Source organism: Halomicrobium sp. HArcht3-1 (genome assembly GCF_058933345.1).
Genome location: NZ_JBZYDM010000008.1, coordinates 195,365 through 212,713, shown reverse-complemented (window position 1 = coordinate 212,713; position 17,349 = coordinate 195,365). Strand labels below are relative to the sequence as shown.

At 65.5% G+C, this 17,349-nt stretch carries 18 protein-coding genes and 1 pseudogene; 3 read left to right on the top strand and 16 right to left on the bottom strand.

Annotated features, from left to right (window positions below; translation table 11 throughout):
• Window positions 1-74 (bottom strand): annotated as a pseudogene (locus AC5FRW_RS14645) (IS6 family transposase); the annotation flags it as partial.
• A 64-nt stretch (window positions 75-138) separates the two neighbouring features.
• On the opposite strand from AC5FRW_RS14645, the gene AC5FRW_RS14640 reads away from it, so the two are divergent.
• Both AC5FRW_RS14640 and AC5FRW_RS14635 read left to right on the top strand, forming a co-directional pair.
• Window positions 139-375 (top strand): hypothetical protein, encoded by a 237-nt coding sequence (locus AC5FRW_RS14640; RefSeq protein ID WP_493569204.1) that lies wholly within the window; start codon window positions 139-141, stop codon window positions 373-375.
• Between the two features lie 39 nt (window positions 376-414).
• Window positions 415-1,137 carry a YkgJ family cysteine cluster protein gene (locus AC5FRW_RS14635; protein WP_493569203.1) on the top strand — a complete coding sequence of 241 codons (723 nt, stop codon included), beginning with the start codon at window positions 415-417 and terminating at the stop codon, window positions 1,135-1,137.
• Here the strand turns inward: AC5FRW_RS14635 and AC5FRW_RS14630 are convergent.
• Window positions 1,134-1,544: a TRAM domain-containing protein gene (locus AC5FRW_RS14630; protein WP_493569202.1), complete on the bottom strand. Its 411-nt coding sequence runs from the start codon at window positions 1,542-1,544 to the stop codon at window positions 1,134-1,136. The genes AC5FRW_RS14635 and AC5FRW_RS14630 overlap by 4 nt on opposite strands.
• Window positions 1,545-1,774: 230 nt before the next feature.
• On the opposite strand from AC5FRW_RS14630, the gene AC5FRW_RS14625 reads away from it, so the two are divergent.
• Window positions 1,775-2,017: a DUF7123 family protein gene (locus AC5FRW_RS14625; RefSeq protein ID WP_493569201.1), complete on the top strand. Its 243-nt coding sequence runs from the start codon at window positions 1,775-1,777 to the stop codon at window positions 2,015-2,017.
• A gap of 68 nt (window positions 2,018-2,085) precedes the next feature.
• Here the strand turns inward: AC5FRW_RS14625 and AC5FRW_RS14620 are convergent, their stop codons facing one another.
• The 14 genes from AC5FRW_RS14620 to AC5FRW_RS14555 all read right to left on the bottom strand — a co-directional run bounded on the left by AC5FRW_RS14620 (window position 2,086) and on the right by AC5FRW_RS14555 (window position 17,282).
• Complete coding sequence (locus AC5FRW_RS14620; RefSeq protein WP_493569200.1) at window positions 2,086-2,709, bottom strand: four-helix bundle copper-binding protein; 624 nt, start codon at window positions 2,707-2,709, stop codon at window positions 2,086-2,088.
• A gap of 144 nt (window positions 2,710-2,853) precedes the next feature.
• Entirely contained in the window at window positions 2,854-3,471 is a 618-nt protein-coding gene (locus AC5FRW_RS14615) for a winged helix-turn-helix transcriptional regulator (RefSeq protein WP_493569199.1), read from the bottom strand.
• Between the two features lie 73 nt (window positions 3,472-3,544).
• Window positions 3,545-4,684 (bottom strand): SPFH domain-containing protein, encoded by a 1,140-nt coding sequence (locus tag AC5FRW_RS14610; protein WP_493569198.1) that lies wholly within the window; start codon window positions 4,682-4,684, stop codon window positions 3,545-3,547.
• 86 nt (window positions 4,685-4,770) lie between these two features.
• Complete coding sequence (locus AC5FRW_RS14605; protein ID WP_493569197.1) at window positions 4,771-5,343, bottom strand: NfeD family protein; 573 nt, start codon at window positions 5,341-5,343, stop codon at window positions 4,771-4,773.
• A gap of 24 nt (window positions 5,344-5,367) precedes the next feature.
• Entirely contained in the window at window positions 5,368-5,742 is a 375-nt protein-coding gene (locus tag AC5FRW_RS14600) for a DUF7312 domain-containing protein (RefSeq protein ID WP_493569196.1), read from the bottom strand.
• A gap of 78 nt (window positions 5,743-5,820) precedes the next feature.
• Window positions 5,821-7,935, bottom strand: a complete 2,115-nt coding sequence (metG, locus tag AC5FRW_RS14595; RefSeq protein WP_493569195.1) for a methionine--tRNA ligase — start codon at window positions 7,933-7,935, stop codon at window positions 5,821-5,823.
• Window positions 7,936-8,351: 416 nt separating this feature from the next.
• A complete protein-coding gene (locus tag AC5FRW_RS14590; protein WP_493569194.1) occupies window positions 8,352-9,035 on the bottom strand; it encodes a LiaF transmembrane domain-containing protein in 684 nt (227 codons plus the stop codon).
• Between the two features lie 61 nt (window positions 9,036-9,096).
• Entirely contained in the window at window positions 9,097-9,666 is a 570-nt protein-coding gene (locus AC5FRW_RS14585; protein ID WP_493569193.1) for a YqaA family protein, read from the bottom strand.
• A gap of 297 nt (window positions 9,667-9,963) precedes the next feature.
• Window positions 9,964-11,013, bottom strand: coding sequence for a tyrosine decarboxylase MfnA (gene mfnA / locus AC5FRW_RS14580; RefSeq protein ID WP_493569192.1), 1,050 nt, complete (start codon window positions 11,011-11,013; stop codon window positions 9,964-9,966).
• 94 nt (window positions 11,014-11,107) lie between these two features.
• The gene (locus tag AC5FRW_RS14575; RefSeq protein WP_493569191.1) at window positions 11,108-12,280 is read right to left on the bottom strand and encodes a hypothetical protein; all 1,173 of its coding nucleotides are present in this window, start codon (window positions 12,278-12,280) and stop codon (window positions 11,108-11,110) included.
• Between the two features lie 124 nt (window positions 12,281-12,404).
• A complete protein-coding gene (gene ppsA / locus AC5FRW_RS14570; RefSeq protein ID WP_493569190.1) occupies window positions 12,405-14,699 on the bottom strand; it encodes a phosphoenolpyruvate synthase in 2,295 nt (764 codons plus the stop codon).
• A 132-nt stretch (window positions 14,700-14,831) separates the two neighbouring features.
• Complete coding sequence (locus tag AC5FRW_RS14565; RefSeq protein WP_493569189.1) at window positions 14,832-15,623, bottom strand: alpha/beta fold hydrolase; 792 nt, start codon at window positions 15,621-15,623, stop codon at window positions 14,832-14,834.
• A gap of 68 nt (window positions 15,624-15,691) precedes the next feature.
• Window positions 15,692-16,372 carry a helix-turn-helix domain-containing protein gene (locus AC5FRW_RS14560; RefSeq protein ID WP_493569188.1) on the bottom strand — a complete coding sequence of 227 codons (681 nt, stop codon included), beginning with the start codon at window positions 16,370-16,372 and terminating at the stop codon, window positions 15,692-15,694.
• Window positions 16,373-16,379: 7 nt separating this feature from the next.
• Window positions 16,380-17,282, bottom strand: coding sequence for a PhzF family phenazine biosynthesis protein (locus AC5FRW_RS14555; protein ID WP_493569187.1), 903 nt, complete (start codon window positions 17,280-17,282; stop codon window positions 16,380-16,382).
• Window positions 17,283-17,349 lie beyond the last annotated feature (67 nt).

Sequence of the window (17,349 nt, the reverse complement as noted above, 5' to 3'; positions counted from 1 at the left end):
GGTGTCGCTTCTCGTTCAACAAACTCTAAGTCGATCTCGTCTAAATTCCCGATGAGGCGGCCGTTTTCGGGCATGAATCACTTTGAAAACGGACCGCCTCACTCTTCATCCTTATCTGAACACGACCGCCACGGACCGGTGATCGACGATTCCGTCGCCACCTGCCGACGGCTCCTCGCTCACCGTCTCGACCGTGAGCGCCGCATCGAGCGGGCGGTCGAGCACGGTGCCACGACCGTCGCAGGTGTCACCGATCGGGCCTACGACAAGGACCTGACCGGCGTACGCGACCTCGCCGAAGCGACCGTCCGCGCCCACCTCGAAAAGCTCGCCGTCGAGGGGCGGGTCGACCGGGACTGGCTCCGGCGTGGGTGAGGACGCGACGCTTTTGTCCGCGCGGCCAGTAACTCCGGTGTGAGTCTGGAATCGGACCTCGACCGCGCCCGCGACCTCGACGTGGCCGAACTGGCCGACGCCATCGAGTCGATCGGTTTCGAGTGTACGCGCTGTGGCGCGTGCTGTACCGCGACGGAACCGGCGGTCGATCCCGCAGCGACTGACGCGGGCGACGAAACTGCCGACAGCGATTCCTCGACGGTCGACGCCGACCGCGAGCCACACACCGCGACGATCTTCCCGGACGAGATCCGCGACCTACAGGCCGCGACCGACGCCGAGTTCCGTGACGTGGCCCGGCCGATGCCCTATGGCCTCTCAGAGGGCGACGACGGGCTGGCGGGCGAGACCTTCGAGTGGGCGCTCCAGACCGACGACTGCGGCGACTGCACCTTCTACGAGGAGTCCGACGGTGTCGGTGCCTGTACCGTCCACGAGGACCGCCCACTGATCTGCCAGACCTACCCGTTTTCGGTCGCACTGGACAACACCGTCCAGCCGATGGGCGAGGCCGTCGACGAGGCAGGGATCGTCCGTGCGCACGAGTGTGAGGGGCTGGGCCGGGACATCTCACGCGAGGACGCCGAGGCACTCGCGACGACGCTGAAAGAACGGGCGATCAGAGAACTGCGAGAAGCGATCGCCCTCAGCGAGCGGTACGAACCGGTCGACCGCGACGCCGGGACCGTCGTCGTCCACGATTCGGAGGGCGCAAAACGGATCGACGGGACGGACTTCTAGACGTCGCCGTCGATGATCTCGCCGACGGCGAAGTTCGATTTCACTTCGCTGACCTCGACCTTGACACGCTCGCCGATCTCTGCCCCGGGGACGATGATGACGTAGCCTCGCTCGACGCGAGCGATGCCGTCGCCTTGCTTGCCGATGTCTTCGATCTCGACGTAGCGAATCTCACCGGGTTCGACCGGTGGCTGTGGCTCCGACGACGGTGCCGACGAGGGTTGCTGTGGCGTCGTCTCCTCGTCCGTTCCAGCGTCGTCGGCCTTGATCAGGGCAACACGATAGGTTTCCCCCGACTCGACCGATCCGGTGTCGACTTCGCGCTGTGGGATTTCGACCACGTGTCGGTCGCCCTCGTCAGTAATCTCCGCACTAAACAGACACAGGAGTTTCTCCGAGATTTCCAAGGCTGTAGACCTCCGGTTTTCGTATGAACATCCATTAGTAAAGTGTTTGCCGTCGTCCATCGACAGCGAGACCGATCGCTCTCGCGGTGTTACCCACCCGTACCAACGCAGGCAGTCAGGTCGGGTGACAGCCACTCGGGACGGTAACTCAACGCACAAAAACGCAAGACGGCGCGGTGTTAACTCACTGTACCAAACTCACTAAGGGAAACTGTGCCATACGACCATGTATGAGCACGACCGCGACGACGACCGACACACACCTCTCGGACAAACAGCGCCGCATCCTCGAGTTCCTCCGCAACAATGCCGACACACAGACGTACTTCAAGTCGCGGCTCATCGGTAACGAACTCGGTCTGTCGGCAAAAGAAGTCGGGACGAACATGACCGCCATCGAGGACGGCGAGTTCGATATCGAGGTCGAGAAGTGGGGCTACTCATCGGCGACGACCTGGAAAGTCACCGCGTAAGCCCGCCGCCGTTTTCGTCTGCCCCGTTTTCCGTGCGGTCGCCGGTGTCCGCGACTGCTTCTGTCGTTCTATAGCTGCTGTGGCTGCTGGCCCTGCTGGGTCAGGTGCGCCTGACCCTGCTGTGCCGTCGTGAGATACTGCTCGACGGTGTTGATCGCCTGCCCGAGGACCTGCGCACACTCCTGACAGTGAGCGTGTGTGTGTCTGCTACATTCCTGCTGGCAGGCCCGGGCCGCCTGCACGAACGATTGGAGTGCACGCCGCGCGAACGGCGAGTTCCGCGGTACGAGGGCAAGCACTGTCTCGCTCAGCTCTGCCACGTCTTCGCACAGCCGGATACACTCGATCATCTGCTGGTCGGCCAGCTGGATGCACTGGTCGGCACACCACTCACAGACCTGCTGGGATCGCGCGACGCTGTCGACGACGGCACGCTGCTCGGGCGTCTCGACGTCCTGCAGACGCAGGCCCTGCCCGCCGGCCGTCTGGCCAGCGCCCTGTCCTGCCGCCTGTCCGATCGGTTGCTCCTGGGGCATCGCTGGCTGCTGGGGCGGTTGCTCCTGGGGCATTGCTGGCTGCTGGGGCGGTTGCTCCTGGGCCTGGTGCTGGATGCCTTCGCCGGTGGGCTGTTGGTGACCTGTTGGCTGTCCGGTCGCTTCGGGCTGCTGGGTGGGCTGTTGTGGGGGTTGCATCGCGGCAGGGGCGACGTGGCTCAGCCCGATAGGTATACGCACCGTAGCCGGGCTAGTGGCGGCTTATCGGTCGCTTCGAGTGCCGTCGCTCGTCGTCGTCGTGTCGATTGTTATGCCGGGGCACCGATAGGCCGTGTCTACGAGTCAGGGATCGTACGAAACGAGGTCGGCGGCGTCGGCCGCCAGTGTCGCAGCCTGCTCGTCGAAAGAGTCGGCGAACCGAACGATCAGCGTGAGCACCGTCTCGGGGTGCTCGACGGCGTAGCCGTCCTCGCGCGAGAGGAGTCCAGCCGACTCCAGTTCGCTGGCGTACTTGCTGACCGTCGGTCGGGACACACCGATAGCGTCCGCGATGTCGCCGCCCGTCGCCGCCGGGTTCTGGAGGAGCGCGACGAGCATCCCCCGGACGGTGTCCCGCCGGAGGTAGCTCAGGACGACCATCTCCGTGTCGTCGAACTGGTCGGCCGAGAAAAAGCGCCGGTAATCGCCGTCTTTGTAGCTCTCGATGCGGCCCGCTTCCCCGAGTTGCCGGAGGTGATGCTGTGTCTCGCCGGTCCCCAGTTGCAGGTCGTCCCTGATCTTCGAGAAGTGTGCCCCCGGTGTCGTCGAGACGTAGCCCGCGATGGCCTCGCGGGCGTCGCTGTCGCTCCCCGTCTCGCCGTCGTTCTCGGAAAACCGCGCCAGCGGACTCGCAGCGCCGAGTGCGGCAAACCGGCGCAAGGTCGCCCGCTTGGATTCGTCGACCGAGCCATCCCCACCCATTTCTATTACCAATATGACGACCAGTATTAAAACGGCTTCGACTGTTGGTGGCGGTAGCCACCGGCTTCGGTCGCTACGTGGTGTCGCTGCCGTCGCCGCTCGGGCCGCCTTCGATCTCTTGATCCATCTGCTCGATGGCCTCGTTTGCCGCGTCGATGCCCTGATCTTCGCCCTGTTTGATCTTCTGGGCCTGCTCTTCCATCTCCTCGATGTCGATCTCGGCATCTTGATCGATCTGTCCGAGGATCTCCTCGATATCGTCGAGTCCGAGCATCTCGCGGGCCTCTTCGTCGAACTCAAGTCCTTCGAGCACGTGGCCGTTCTCCTTCACGTCGGAGCCGGTGAGGTGCTTGCCGTACCGACCGACGAGCGAGGTGAGTTCCTGGGGCAGGATGAAGGTGGTCGACTCGCTGCCACCGATGCCTTCGAGCGTCTCCATTCCTTTGTCGATGATGGCGCGCTCGCCCATCGATTCGGCGGATTTCGCGCGGAGGACGGTGGAGATGGCGTCACCCTGTGCTTCGAGGATCTGGCTCTGCTTCTCACCCTGTGCGCGGATGATGTTGGACTGCTTGTCACCCTGAGCCGTCTCGACGGCGGAGCGGCGTTCACCCTGCGCTTCGAGGATCATGGCACGGCGGCGGCGTTCGGCCGAGGTCTGCTGTTCCATGGCCTGCTGGACGTCCTTCGAGGGGTTGACCTCGCGGACCTCGACGGACTCGACGCGGACACCCCACTCGTCGGTGGGTTCGTCCAGCTCCTTGCGGATGCGCGAGTTGATCTCCTGGCGCTTGTTGAGCGTGTCGTCCAGTTCCATGTCACCCAGCACGGCACGGAGCGTCGTCTGGGCGAGGTTCGAGACGGCGCGCTCGTAGTTATCGACTTCGAGGAACGCCTTCTTGGGGTCCATCACCTTGATGTAGACGACGGCGTCGGCGGTCACCGGCGAGTTGTCGCGGGTGATCGCTTCCTGGCGGGGCACGTCCAGCGTCTGGGTACGCATGTCGAAGCGGGTCACGTCCGACACGAACGGGTAGATGAAGTGAATCCCCTGGTCGAGAAGCCCATTGTACGACCCAAGCACCGTGTAGGCACCTTGCTGGTACGGGCGGATGATGACGATACTCGAGTACACCAGTGCGACGGCGAGCAGAAGCAGGACCACTGCGACGAACGCGATCCCGCCTCCCTGGAGGACTACACTTGGTAGCATATCGTCCGAACGTCAGGGTGGCTAAAAGAAAAGCCTTCGGTCGCCATGATAGGTATGTGCGGCTTACAGGACGCTCGGGATCGAACTCACGCGGCGTCCGATTCGACGTCGGGATCGAATTCGCGTTCGGTCTCGCGCTCCGATTCGCGCTCCCGCTCGCGGGCGAGTGCGCGATCGATTTCGTCGCTGCTCTCGCCGACCGGTTCGACCGTCACGACGTTGCCGCCGCCGGGATCGACGACCATCACCTCGGTGCCGACCTCGATGGTGCCGTCGACGCTGCGGGCCTGATAGTGGGGGTTGAAGCCGCCGTCGTCGAGTTTGACCTCGCCGTCGGTCTCCGTGACGCGCTCGGTGACGCGGCCGAACTGCCCCCGCAGTGACGAGGAGTCGCTCGTCTGTGCCGATCCCTCGCCGTTGTAGATGTCCAGTTTCCGGTACCCCCACAGCGTCAGTCCAGTCATCACCAGCACGGCGACCGCCAGCAAGACGATCCCGGCGATGCCGCCAATGGGGGAGAGCAGCCCCACAATACCTGCGGTCAGCAACGCGACACCGAGCACGAAGAAGTGCGCCCCCGGTGCGAACGCTTCCGCGACCAGCAAGATAGCTCCCCCGACGAACAGCAGCATCGAGAGTGATTCGTTGAGCAGGGACATGGTCTGGCTAGGGGCCGGGCGGGATTAAGTATCTGGGGTCAGCGCGCCGAAAAAGCCAAGCGAGAGCAGCGCCGCCACCAGCACGCCACCGACCAGCAGGGCAACGTTCTGGAGCGATCCCAGAAACCCCGGGAGAGCTGCTGCGATGGCGAACACACCGATGTACACGCCGACGATTACGAACAGGGCGTTCTCCAGTGACGGCTTCTCTGGCTCGATGGGACCGATCGAACTCAGCGTGCCGGCGACGTTACCCCCGTCGTCATCGTCGACCAGTTCGTCGGGAACGTCGTCCCGGGAGAGATCCACCGACCGGCCGTTTTCGGTGGGATCGTCCGGTCCGACCTCGTCGACCGAGAACTTCCAGTCTCCGTCGTCGGTGTCGGCGTCGTCAGTCATGGTTCGACGTTGGAGGCGCGGGTACAAAAGGACCCTGTCACGCGCGACCGACTCGGCGGCGAGTGGCGACCGCCCCGATCAGTGGATGCGCGTGCCCAGCGGCGAGTCCTCGTGAGTCGTCAGCAGATCGGCGTCCTCGCCCGCCGCCAGCACCATCCCGTTCGACTCCCGGCCGAACAGCTCGGCTTTCTCCATGTTGGCGAGGAGGACGACGCGGGTGCCGGGCAGGTCGTCGACCTCGTGGAGTCCTTTCAGGCCGGCGACGACCTGCCGGGTCTCGATGCCGATGTCGACTTCGAGTTCGAGCAGATTATCCGAGTCCGCGATGTCCTCGGCGGCGGTGATCTCGCCGACGCGCATGTCGACGCCCTGGAACTGTTCGAAGCTGATGCGCTCGTCTTCGAGCGGTTCGAGTTCGACTTCCTCGTCGTCGCTCTCGTCCTCTCCGTCTTCGCTCTCGCTCGCTGCCTCGATGCGACGCTGAAGCTGGTCGTTCAGGCCATCGATGTGATCGTCTTCGACCTTGGTGAACAGTTCCGTCGGCTCGTCGAAGTCGGCCGGCGGCGCTTCCAGTGCAGCCGAAAGCGCCACGTCGGCGACCGATCCCTGCTCGCCGAGTTGGCCCCAGACCCGCTCTGCCTTCTCGGGCAGGACTGGCTGGAGCAGGACGGCGACGGCCTTCGATAGCTGGACGCAGTCACGGATGACCTGCTGGGCTTCCTCGGGGTCGTCGTCGACGAGGTTCCACGGCTCGTTGCGCTGGATGTACTCGTTCCCGAAGTCCGCGAGTTCGACGCCCACGTCGGCGATGGTTCGCAGGTCGTAGTCGTCGACAGCGGTCTCGAACGTCTCGATGGCTGCTTCGATCCGTTCGCGCACGTTCTCGCTCGTCTCGGTGTCGGGCGTGCCGCCGTAGTTACGCTGGGCGAAGAGCAGCGAGCGATAGAGGAAGTTACCGACGTTGCCGACGAGTTCGCCGTTGACCCGTTCGGCAAAGCGGTCCCAGGAGAAGTCCACGTCGGTCTCGATGCCCGACCCGGAGACGATGTAGTAGCGGAACAGATCGGGGTGGAAGCCGGCATCGAGGAACTCTTCGGCCCACACCGCGCGATTGCGCGAGGTCGAGAGTGAGTTGCCGTCGATGTTGACGAACCCGGTCGCGAGGATCGCGCGCGGTTCGGCGTAGCCCGCGCCGCGAAGCATGGCCGGCCAGAAGACCGCATGGTGCTGGATGATGTCGCGGCCGATGACGTGGACGATTTCACCGGCGTCGTCGGTCCAGTCGTCGTCCCAGTCGGTGCCGTGGCGCTGCTCGCCGCCGACTTTCCAGACGTCCTCCCAGTCGTAGGTGTCGGCACCGACCCGGTCGGTGTACTGCTTGGTCGAGGCGACGTACTCGATGGGCGCGTCGACCCAGACGTACAGGACGAGGTTTTCCTCGTCGTCTTCCGCAGGATAATCGACGCCCCAGTCCATGTCTCGCGTGATACAGAGGTCCTGTAGTTCGCCTTCGACCCACTCGCGAGGCTGATTCTGGGCGTTTTTCGTCCCTTCCAGCCGGTCGAGGAAGCCACCGAGATACTCCTTGAAGTCGTTCAGGCGGAGGAATTTGTGCTCGCGGGCGCGGTACTCGGCGGGGTTGCCCGTCAGCGTCGAGACGGGGTCCTCGATCTCGCCGGGTTCGAGGTGACGCTGGCACCCCTCGTCGCACTCGTCGCCGCGTGCCTCCTCGCCGCAGTACGGACAGGTACCCACGACGAAGCGGTCGGGGAGCCACTGATCGGCGTCGGGATCGTAGCCCACCTGGATCTCCTTCTCGTAGACGTGGTCCTGTTCGACCCACGACCGGACGAACTCCTGTGTGAGTTCGGTGTTGGTCGCGTCGTCGGTGTGGCCGTAGTTGTCGAACTCGACGTTGAACTGCGGGAACGTCTCGGCGTACGTCTCGTGATAGTCGAGTGCGTACGCTTCGGGATCGACGCCTGCCTCGGCGGCGTTGACGACGATCGGGGTGCCGTGCATGTCAGAGCCACAGACGAAGGCGGTCTGCTGGCCGACCCTGCGGAGCGCGCGGGCGTACACGTCACCGTTGACGTAGCCACGCAGGTGGCCGACGTGAAGGTCGCCGTTGGCGTACGGCAACCCGACCGTCACCACTGCGGGATTGTCGGTGGGAAACTGCTGGTCACTCATACTGGATCGATACCTCCGAGCCTGTGGAAAGCCTGCCGATTTGCACTCATGTGTCGCTGGTGTCGTCGTGGTCGTCGAACTGTGCGAGAAGGCGACCGAGTTTCGCCAGTCTCGCCCGCACAGCCGTGTTACCGGCGAGCGGGCGTCGTCTGGATCCACTCGACGCTCACGAGAGGGCGCATACGCATCGGGATCGCCGAGTGGTCGCGAGTCACGCTCGATAGTGGCCGATCCAGCGATAAAAACCGCTCGCTCATACGGAACGGTCTCGCCGTTTCCCGGTCGACCGTGCGACGATGTGCAGTCGATCCGGGCCGGATCGACACTGTTCCGTCTCATACTGTCGGCTGTCCATCTGTGACTGATTTCGCCACCCCGGAGTGGCGAATCGCTTCACGAAGTGACAGCCAACGGTATCAGTCCGTCACTTCGACGCCACCGAAGGCTACGAACCCCGTCACCACCAGATCCACCTGTTCGTGGCTCTCGCTCGTCCGGGCGCGTTCGTCGCTGACACCGCCGAGGATCGGAAGTACGTCGACCTCGACGTTCCACTCGCGGGGGACGATCACTTCGCCGCCGCCAAAGAGGGCGACGACGTTGACGTGGGCCGGCGGGGTCGCGACCGTCGCGTCCCGCAGGTCAAGCGAGACCGCGCCGAAGGCCGCTGTGAGGTCCCCGCCGGTAAAGTCCGGGCCGGTGACGCGCTTCTCGCTGCCGCCGAGAATCGCCAGCGCGGAGACGTGTGAATCCGGCGTCCCGGCGGGTCGCGGGCGGAAGTGAGTGGCAAGCAGCGACAGGCCAAAGAGGACGATCAACAGCGGCCACAGCGACACCAGATCCAGCCCACCGAGCAAGTCGAGCGTCGCCAGTTGCCACAGTCCGGCCAGCACGATCACGACGAGCGGCCCGAACAGATTGCGGAAGCCGCTGGCGAGGATGGCATAGACACCGAGGAGGACGAACAGCGAGGGGACGAACTGCCACAGCGCCGACGTGTCGACGGTGCCGGTCGTGTCCAACAGGAGCACGACGCCCGCGAGGACGACGAGCAGTCCGAACAGTAGCTGTGTCGGGAGGCGGCGAGCGGTGGTTGCCATGCGGAGACGGCCGTGTGGGAACGGAAAAAGTAGACTGTGGTTACTCGCGCGGTTGGGCTGGTCAAAAGACCGCGATAAAGCCGGCGGCCAGCCCGATCGTCACGACCAGTCGACCGGCACTGCCAGCGAACGTCGCGGCCGCGAACTTCCCGTAGTCGTCTTCTAGCACGGAGAACGCGTAGATCGAGAGCGTGTCGGGGAAGCCCGGCACGCACAGCGCGAGCGCGAGACCGGCGTAGCCGTACTTCTTGGCGATGGCGACGGTCTTTCGCTCGGACCATGCGAGGATGTCGAACCGCGACCGCTCTAGCAGTCGCAGCAGCGGACCGTACTCCTTGGTCTCTTGACCGATGTGGAACGCGAAGAGGCTGCCCAGCGCTTTGCCGGCCCCGCTGACGACGACGATGACTGCTATTGTCGCCGGTTCGGAGAGACCAAGGCGCATGCTCCCGCTCGGGGCGAGGACGACCTCACTGGGCAGTGGCAAGAGGAACGCGATCAGGAACGAGTAGACGCCGATGATCAGCAGGCCGATTGGTCCGGTCGCCGTACAGACTGCCTGTTCGAGTCCAGTCGGATCCGTCGCTGTTCCGCAGTCAGACAGGAACAACACGAACGCGTCCAGCAGCACTGCCAGAGCGTTGCCCGGGGGCCGTAGTAAGTGTTGATATGTGGTCTCGGGAGTGCTCTACAACCACCGTTTCGGCGTCGTTCGCGTGAAACCGCGCCTCCGGCGCGGTATGCTTCCCGCTAGTACCAGTCCAGATCTGCGACGAAGGAACGCAGCATCGAGCGTGTGACCTGCCATCTTTTTCGACTTCGGGTGGCTCGCACCCCTCGCCACCACTCATCGAAAAACATGGGTGAAAAAGCGCGAATCGCACGGCGATTCGCGTGAAACCGCGCCGACGGCGCGGTATGCTTCCCGCTAGTACCAGTCCAGATCGGCGACGAAAGACCGGAGCATCGAGCGTGTGACGTGGGGCATGCAAACGACGCGCATCTCGCCGCTGCCGGTCTTGGAGACGCGCCAGCCTCGATCCCGAAGTTCGGCCGTCATCGGGACCGACAGGTCGGCGGCGACCAGCGGGAGTTCCGGGCCGATCACGTCGTGACCGCGTACGTCGAGCTGTTCGGCCAGCCACTCGGCGTTGTCCATCGCGCGCTGGTAGGTCTCGTGGTACCCTTCTCGCCACAGGGCGTCCATCGCGGCGACGGCACTGGCGACGCCGGCACCCGAGCGCGTGCCGGTCAGTGTCACCTGACTCCGAGATTCGAGATACGGCGTGTCGATCGCCAGTTCGTCGAGCAGGTCCGGCGAGCGCGCGAGCAGGCCGCCAGCGGGCACCGCCGCTTGCCCGACCTTGTGGGGGTCGATGGTCAGCGTGTCCACGTCGGCGTGGCCGAAGTGCCAGCGGTGGTCCGTGAAGGGGAGGTAGAACCCGCCCCACGCGGCGTCGACGTGACAGAGCGCACCCACCTCGTCGGCCAGATCCGCGATCGCCGGGATTGGGTCGACGAAGCCGTACTCGGTCGTGCCGGCGACGCCGACGACGGCGATGGTGTCCTCGTCCGCGAGGTGGGCCATCGCGTCCATGTCGGCGCGGTACGCCGTTGCCGGTGCGGTACGGAGTTCGACGCCCAGCAGTTCTGCGGCCTTGGTAAAGGAAAAGTGGGCGTGTTCCGGTGCGACGACGTTCGGATCGTCGGTGTCCGCACGATTTCGGGCGACCCGGATCGCCTGAATGTTGGCCTCTGTGCCACCGCTGGTCACGTAGCCCGCCGGATCGCCGAGTCCGGTGACCGCGCCCAGCATCTCGACGGCCTCGCGTTCGAGGTCGGCGACCGTCTCGTAGGTGCCGGGATCGCCGGGATTAGTCGCGAGGAAACGCTGGGCCGCCTCGCGGGCCGCCGGGTGCGGTTCGGTACACATCGAGGAGAGGACGCGTTCGAACGACTGTGGCTCGGCCCGCTGCATCAGTATCACAGCGAACGTGACCGAGGAGTAAATCGGTTGTGTTCGCCAGACCGGCCGTCACCCGTCGTGTGCCGGCCCGGACGGTGGGGCCGTCTCACTCGAACGTCACGTTCGACTGCGCGACAGTGACGGTCCCGTTCGTCAGTTCCACCTGATAGCTTCCGGTAAAGGCGGCGCCGTCGTCGGGTCGCGTCGCTGCCACCTGTAGTCGATCCGTCTCGGCTGCTCGATAGAGATACACTGTTGCGCCGGGGTCGATCGACTGCTGTAACTGGACGAAGCCAGTGCCCGATCCGTTCTGGGTCAGGAGGAGGGCCTGCCCCGACCCGATCGGGTCGCTGCCGGTGTTCGTCAGTTCGATGGTATCCCCGTCTGCCGTCGTTGCGAGACCCACGTCCGCCGTCTGCTGAAGTGCGGTGTCGTACCACGAGGGCTGCCCGACGGTGACGTTCTCGCCGACGGACTGATCGAAGTTGATGGCGTAGTCGGCCGTCCCCTGAGACTCGTTGGTCGTCATCGCGATGTCGGCCGAACGGATGACGCCGTCACCGTCGACCACGAGGCGACCCTGATAGCCGCTGATGTTGGTGTCCAGATCCGCGGTGAACGTCTCGTTTCGCTCCGTCGCTTCGAGGACGACTCGCATCGATTCGCCCGACCCGCTCACGTTGGTGGTGGTGTAGTTGCCAAACGCCACGTAGATCGAGAAGAAGTTCCCGCCCTGTCGTTGCTGGAGGTGCGTCCCGGAGATAGCGCGGGTGTAGCTCGTCCGGTTCTCGCGCTGGGTCCGCGTGACCTGCTGGCTGAAACCGATGGAGTCGTTCCCGTAGACCGAGAGCGCTCGCGTGCCGGTCGCTCCGGTCCGGTTCGAGTGATAGGCGAGCGTGCCGTCGCTGGCGCGGCGTTCGAGGGTGTGGATGCGCTGTTCGAACGTCTCGCCGTTGCGCTGGGCCGTGGCGTTCAGCCAGTACTCGGTGACGTGCGACCGATCCGAAAGTGCGGCTTGCTGGGCTGTGAGCAGCCGCGTCAGGTTTTCGAGTCTCGCTTCGCTGACGCCCGCGGGATAGGGACTGGTCTCGGACCCGTCACCGTCGGTCCCACCGGCGTCTGTCGACTCACTCGCGGTATCGCCGCCGTCGACGCTGGTCTCTGTGATCTTCGCTGTCGGTTCCGTGCTATCCGTGGCGGTGCCGTCCGTTCCCCCACCGAAGCCCGAACATCCTGCCAGAACGAGCACGGCCACGACGAGTAGCGTTCGCAATCGCATACCAACAGGTCATGACCAGCGGGTATTACTATTTCCGGCCTACTGTGCGTTGAACAACAGTTATGTACTGCGTCACCGACCGCCAGTTCGGCAGTCGGTGCGCAACGGTCGCGGCGCGACCCCGTTACTCGCGGACTGATTCCAGCAGGAGGCGCTGCTCGACGCGTTTGACTTCCTGCTGTACGTCTCGTACTGCGTCGACGTTGGCGCTGATCGAGGTGACACCCTCGTCGACGAGGTACTGGACCATCTCGGGTCTAGAGCCGGCCTGCCCGCAGATGCTCGTGTCCACGTCGTACTCGCGGCAGGTCTCGATGGTGCGCCCGATCAGTTCGAGGACGGCGGGGTGGAGTTCGTCGAAGCGGTCGGCGACGGCCTCGTTGTTCCGGTCGACCGCGAGCGTGTACTGGGTCAGGTCGTTGGTACCGAAACTGGCGAAGTCGATGCCGGTCTCGCACAGTTCGTCGATACAGAGCGCGCTCGCGGGCGTCTCGACCATCACGCCCCAGGTGCGCTTCTCGGGGTCGATACCGGCGTCGGCGAGCAGTCGCTTCGCCTGCAGTACGTCCTCGGCGTCGTTGACGAGTGGGAGCATCACCTCGACGTTGTCATAGCCCAGATCGAACAGCCGCCGGATCGCTTCCAGTTCCAGCCGGAAGGTGTCGGGCCGGTCGAGGCTGCGCCGGATGCCCCGGTAGCCGAGCATCGGGTTGTGTTCGTTGGGTTCGTCCTCGCCGCCGTCGAGCTGTCGGAACTCGTCGGTCGGTGCGTCGAGGGTGCGGACTCGCACGGGACGAGGGTAGAACTCCTCGGCCACCGTCCGAACGCCGTCGACGATCTCGTCGATGTAGGCGCGCTCGCCGTGGTCCTCGACGTAGCGCTCGGGCGTCTTGCTCGTCGAGAGGATCATGTGCTCGATCCGCAGCAGGCCGACGCCGTCGGCCCCGGTCGCAGCGGCACGCTCGGCGGCCGCGGGAATCGAGACGTTGACTTTGATCTCGGTGCCGGTCATCGGCTTTGGTGCTGGCTGTGCCTGTCCGCCCGGCTGCGTGGTCGCCGGTTCTGGCTGGGCCGCGGCGGCCGTCGCACCGGGTTCGACCGTCCCTTTGTCGCCGTCGATGGTCACGTCCTGCCCGTCCTGCAGGCGGGCCGTCGCCCCGTCGGTGCCGACGACCGCGGGGACGCCGAGTTCGCGGGAGACGATGGCGGCGTGGCTTGTCATGCCGCCCTGATCGGTGACGATGCCGGCCGCGCGCTTCATCGCCGGCACCATGTCGGGGGTCGTCATCTCCGTGACGATGATGTCACCGGGTTCGACCTTGTCTAGCTGGTCGAGTTTGTCGACGAGTCGGACGGTGCCGGCGACCGTCCCCGGACTCGCGCCCAGCCCCGAGACGAGGACGCCGTCTGTCTGGGCCGTCATCGCTCCGCCGTCGGCGACGCCACCCTCGCCCGCGCTGCCCGGACTCTCGCCTGCAGCGACGGTCTCGTCGATGGTCGTGATCGGGCGGGACTGCAGCAGGTACAGCGTTCCGTCGGCGACGGCCCACTCCACGTCCTGTGGCGTGCCGTAGTGCTCCTCGACGCGTTCGCCCATCGCCACGAGACGGTCGAGAGCGTCGCTGTCGAGGACGCGCTGCTCGCGCTTCTCGTCGGGGACCGCTCGCTCGACGGTCGTCTCACCGTCGCGGACGTGCATCACCTTCTTGTCGGCGACGGTCACCTCCTCGACGCGACCCGTCTCGCGGTCGACGACGTAGTTGTCCGGCGACACCGCACCGGAGACGACGGCCTCGCCCAGTCCCCACGCCGCTTCGACGATGGCCTGTTCTGCCCCCGTCGAGGGGTGGCTGGTAAAGAGGACGCCGCTCTCGTCGGCGTCGACCATCGCCTGGACGACGACGGCGATGTCGACCACGTCGTGGGCAAAGCCCTGTTCTTGCCGGTAGTAGATCGCACGCTGGGTGAAGAGCGAGGCCCAGCACTCCTTGACCCGGTCCAGCAGGTCCGCACGGGCGACGTTGAGGTAGGTCTCCTGTTGCCCGGCGAAGGAGGCGTCGGGGAGGTCTTCCGCGGTCGCCGACGAGCGAACTGCGACGACGTCGTGGTCGAGGTCGTCGAAGGCCGCGAGCAGGTCGTCCCGGACCGACGCTGGGACCTCGGTGTCGAGAATCAGTTCCTGTGCCCGCTCTGCGGCCTCGGCCAGTGCCTTCGAGTCGTCGGTGTCGACCGAGACCGACGCGAACAGTTCGTCTTCGATCCCGGTCGACTGGATGAACGAGCGGTACGTGTCGGCAGTGACGACGAACGCGGGCGGGACCGGCAGCCCCGCGCCCGCGAGTTCACCGAGAGATGCTGCCTTGCCGCCGACGATATCGATGTCGTCGGCTGTAATGTCGTCGAGCCAGCGTAGTGCCATGTGCGCACCTGTACTATAATGAACGACTGTTAAGGTCTTGTCGATCCGGGCATATCTTCGTCGCACTGACTCGGAAACGAAGAAAGGTTTGAGACGGGCCGGATGAAGGGAGACCAGCGGGACCCGCTGGCTCTATGCGCTGATTTCGATGGGATCGAGGAACTCACGGACGGTCTCGGCGACTCGGTCCGGTTCGGTGGCGGGTCCGTTGTGGCCGAGTCCTTCGAACTCGACGAGGCGACTGTCCGGAATCGCGTCGCGGCCGGCCCTGACGCTGTCCCGGAGGTGTTGTGGCCCCTCGCTGCCAGTCAGGAGGAGTGTCGGTGCCCCAACATCGAGGGTCTCGGGGAGTTCGTACGCCTCGACGGCCCGATCCGTTCTGAGAGCGTGCTCGGCACCCCGTGCGGACTCGGGCCAGGCCGGCCACTCGTCGAGCCACTGCTCGAACGCGTCGTCACCAATGTCGCCGTGGAGTACTTCCCGGAGGTGCAGGCGCATCGCGCCGCGACGGTCGCCCTCGTCCAGTCGTGCCTGCATCTGTGTCGTCAGATCAGCCTGCTCCCGGTACTCGCCGACGAGAATGGCCGGTTCGTAGGCGACGACAGCCTCGACTGACGCGGTACGCGCTGCCTCGATAGCGCAGAGGCCGCCGAAGGAGTGGCCGAACAGGATCGGATTGCCGTCGACGGCGTCGACGACCGCGAGGGTGTCTTCGACCTCCGTGTCGAGGCTGTACTCGTCGTTGTCGCCGCTATCGCCGCACCCACGCCGGTCGGGCACGACGACGGTGTAGTCGTCGAAATGGGGAACGACGGGGTCCCAGTAGCGCCGGGTGCCCCCGCCGTGCAAGAGGACGAGCGGCGGGCCGTCGCCGTGTGTCTCGTACGCGATTCGTGTGCCGTCAGCGGAAGGTACTGTCTGCATCGCTGGACTCGCTCGTTGGCGACGGGTGGGACTGAGGCTGTCTCTCAGTCGTGCGGCCATTTATATGCTCACAACTCCGACGGATCGGGCGCGGCGACGGTCGACTCGACGAGGTACGTCTGAGCGCGCCGGAGCCGTTCCGAGAGCGACGAGGCCGTGATGTCGAGTTCCGCGGCGATCTCCTGCAGCGACGCGGTCCGTGGGATCTCGAAGTACCCCATCTCGTGGGCCGTCCGGAGCGCCTCCCGCTGGGGCGGCGTGAGGCCAGCCCCGGCGTCCTCGTCGGCGCTGGGGACGAGCCGTCGGAGTGTAAACTCGGCGTTGCGCTCCCAGAACGAGCGAAATCGGGCAAGCACCGCTCGGTCGGCGAACCAGCCGCGATAGCGCCAGCCGGTCTGTGTCACGCGCATGGATTCGATCTCTGCGTCCGCGCCGGCCAGCGCCCGCAACTCAGAGAGATCGTCGACGTGGGGTCCGAGCCGCGTCGCCATGCTGACTGCCGGCTCGACCCTGTACCACGCCGTGTCGCTGCCACGGTCGACGCCGGTATATCTGTCGACGAACGACGCCGCGTCGAGTTCCGCTTCGACTGCGTCGACAGGTCCCTCGACAACACCGACGAGGAAGGCCGCGTACCAGTCGTCGCTGGGGTGAAACGCCACGTCGATGGTCGCCGCCGGGACGGCCGTCGCGACCTCGACGAACGGCAGCCCTTCGCAGGACACCTCGAACTCGGCGACAAAGCCCATCGTTTTCTCAGGCCTCGATGATGTCGTCGTCTTCGCTCTCGGGGACGGTGAGTGTCCCGTCGAGTGTCGTCACGGCGCGCCCGCCGACGCGCACGTCGTGGCCGTCGGTCTCGACGCGGACACGGCCCGGTCGGTCGAGGAAGTGGCCCTGTTCGACGATCAGTTCGTCGCGCTCGCCGTCGAGTGTGTTCTGTTGACGAAGGTACGCACAGGCCGCGCCCGCACCCGTCCCGGTCACGGGGTCCTCGGGGACGCCGGCCAGCGGGACGAACGCGCGAGCGTGGATCGTCGCATCGCCGTCCAGCGTGTCGAACGTGAACGCGTAGATTCCCTGTGCATCGACCGACTCACAGAGGTCGCGGATCGCCGCCATGTCCGGCGCGGCGTCCCGCAGGTGTTCGAAGTAGTTGATCGGGACCAGCAGGAAGGGGACGCCGGTGGAGGCGACCGCAAGCGGCAGGTCCGCACCCACGTCGCGCAGCGTCGCCGGATCGACACCCAGTGCGTCGGCCACGGTGTCGTAGGACACGTCCGCGGGTCGCACGTCGGCAGTCGCCTGCTCCATCCAGACGGTGCCGTCCTCGGTGATCTCGATCTCGAAGGTGCCCGCGGCCGTCGCGAGCGTGTGCGATCCGGTCTCGACGGTGCCGCGTTCGAAGAGGAGTGCGTGAGTCGCCACCGTGGCGTGCCCACAGAGGTCGATCTCACACTCGGGCGTGAAGTACCGAACGCGCCGGTCGGCGAGATCGTCGTCGACGACGAAGGCCGTCTCGCTCGCGCCGAGTTCGCTCGCGATCTTCTGTAACTGCTCGTCGTCCAGTCCATCCGCGTCGGGGACGACCCCCGCCGGGTTCCCCGCCATCGGCTCGTCGGTGAAGGCGTCGACGAGCAAGGCTTCTCGCGTGTCCATGCCCGCTCTCACTCGGGGCCGGCAGTAATGTCTGGTGGTCACCGCCCGTCCCGGTCCTCGACCGGTC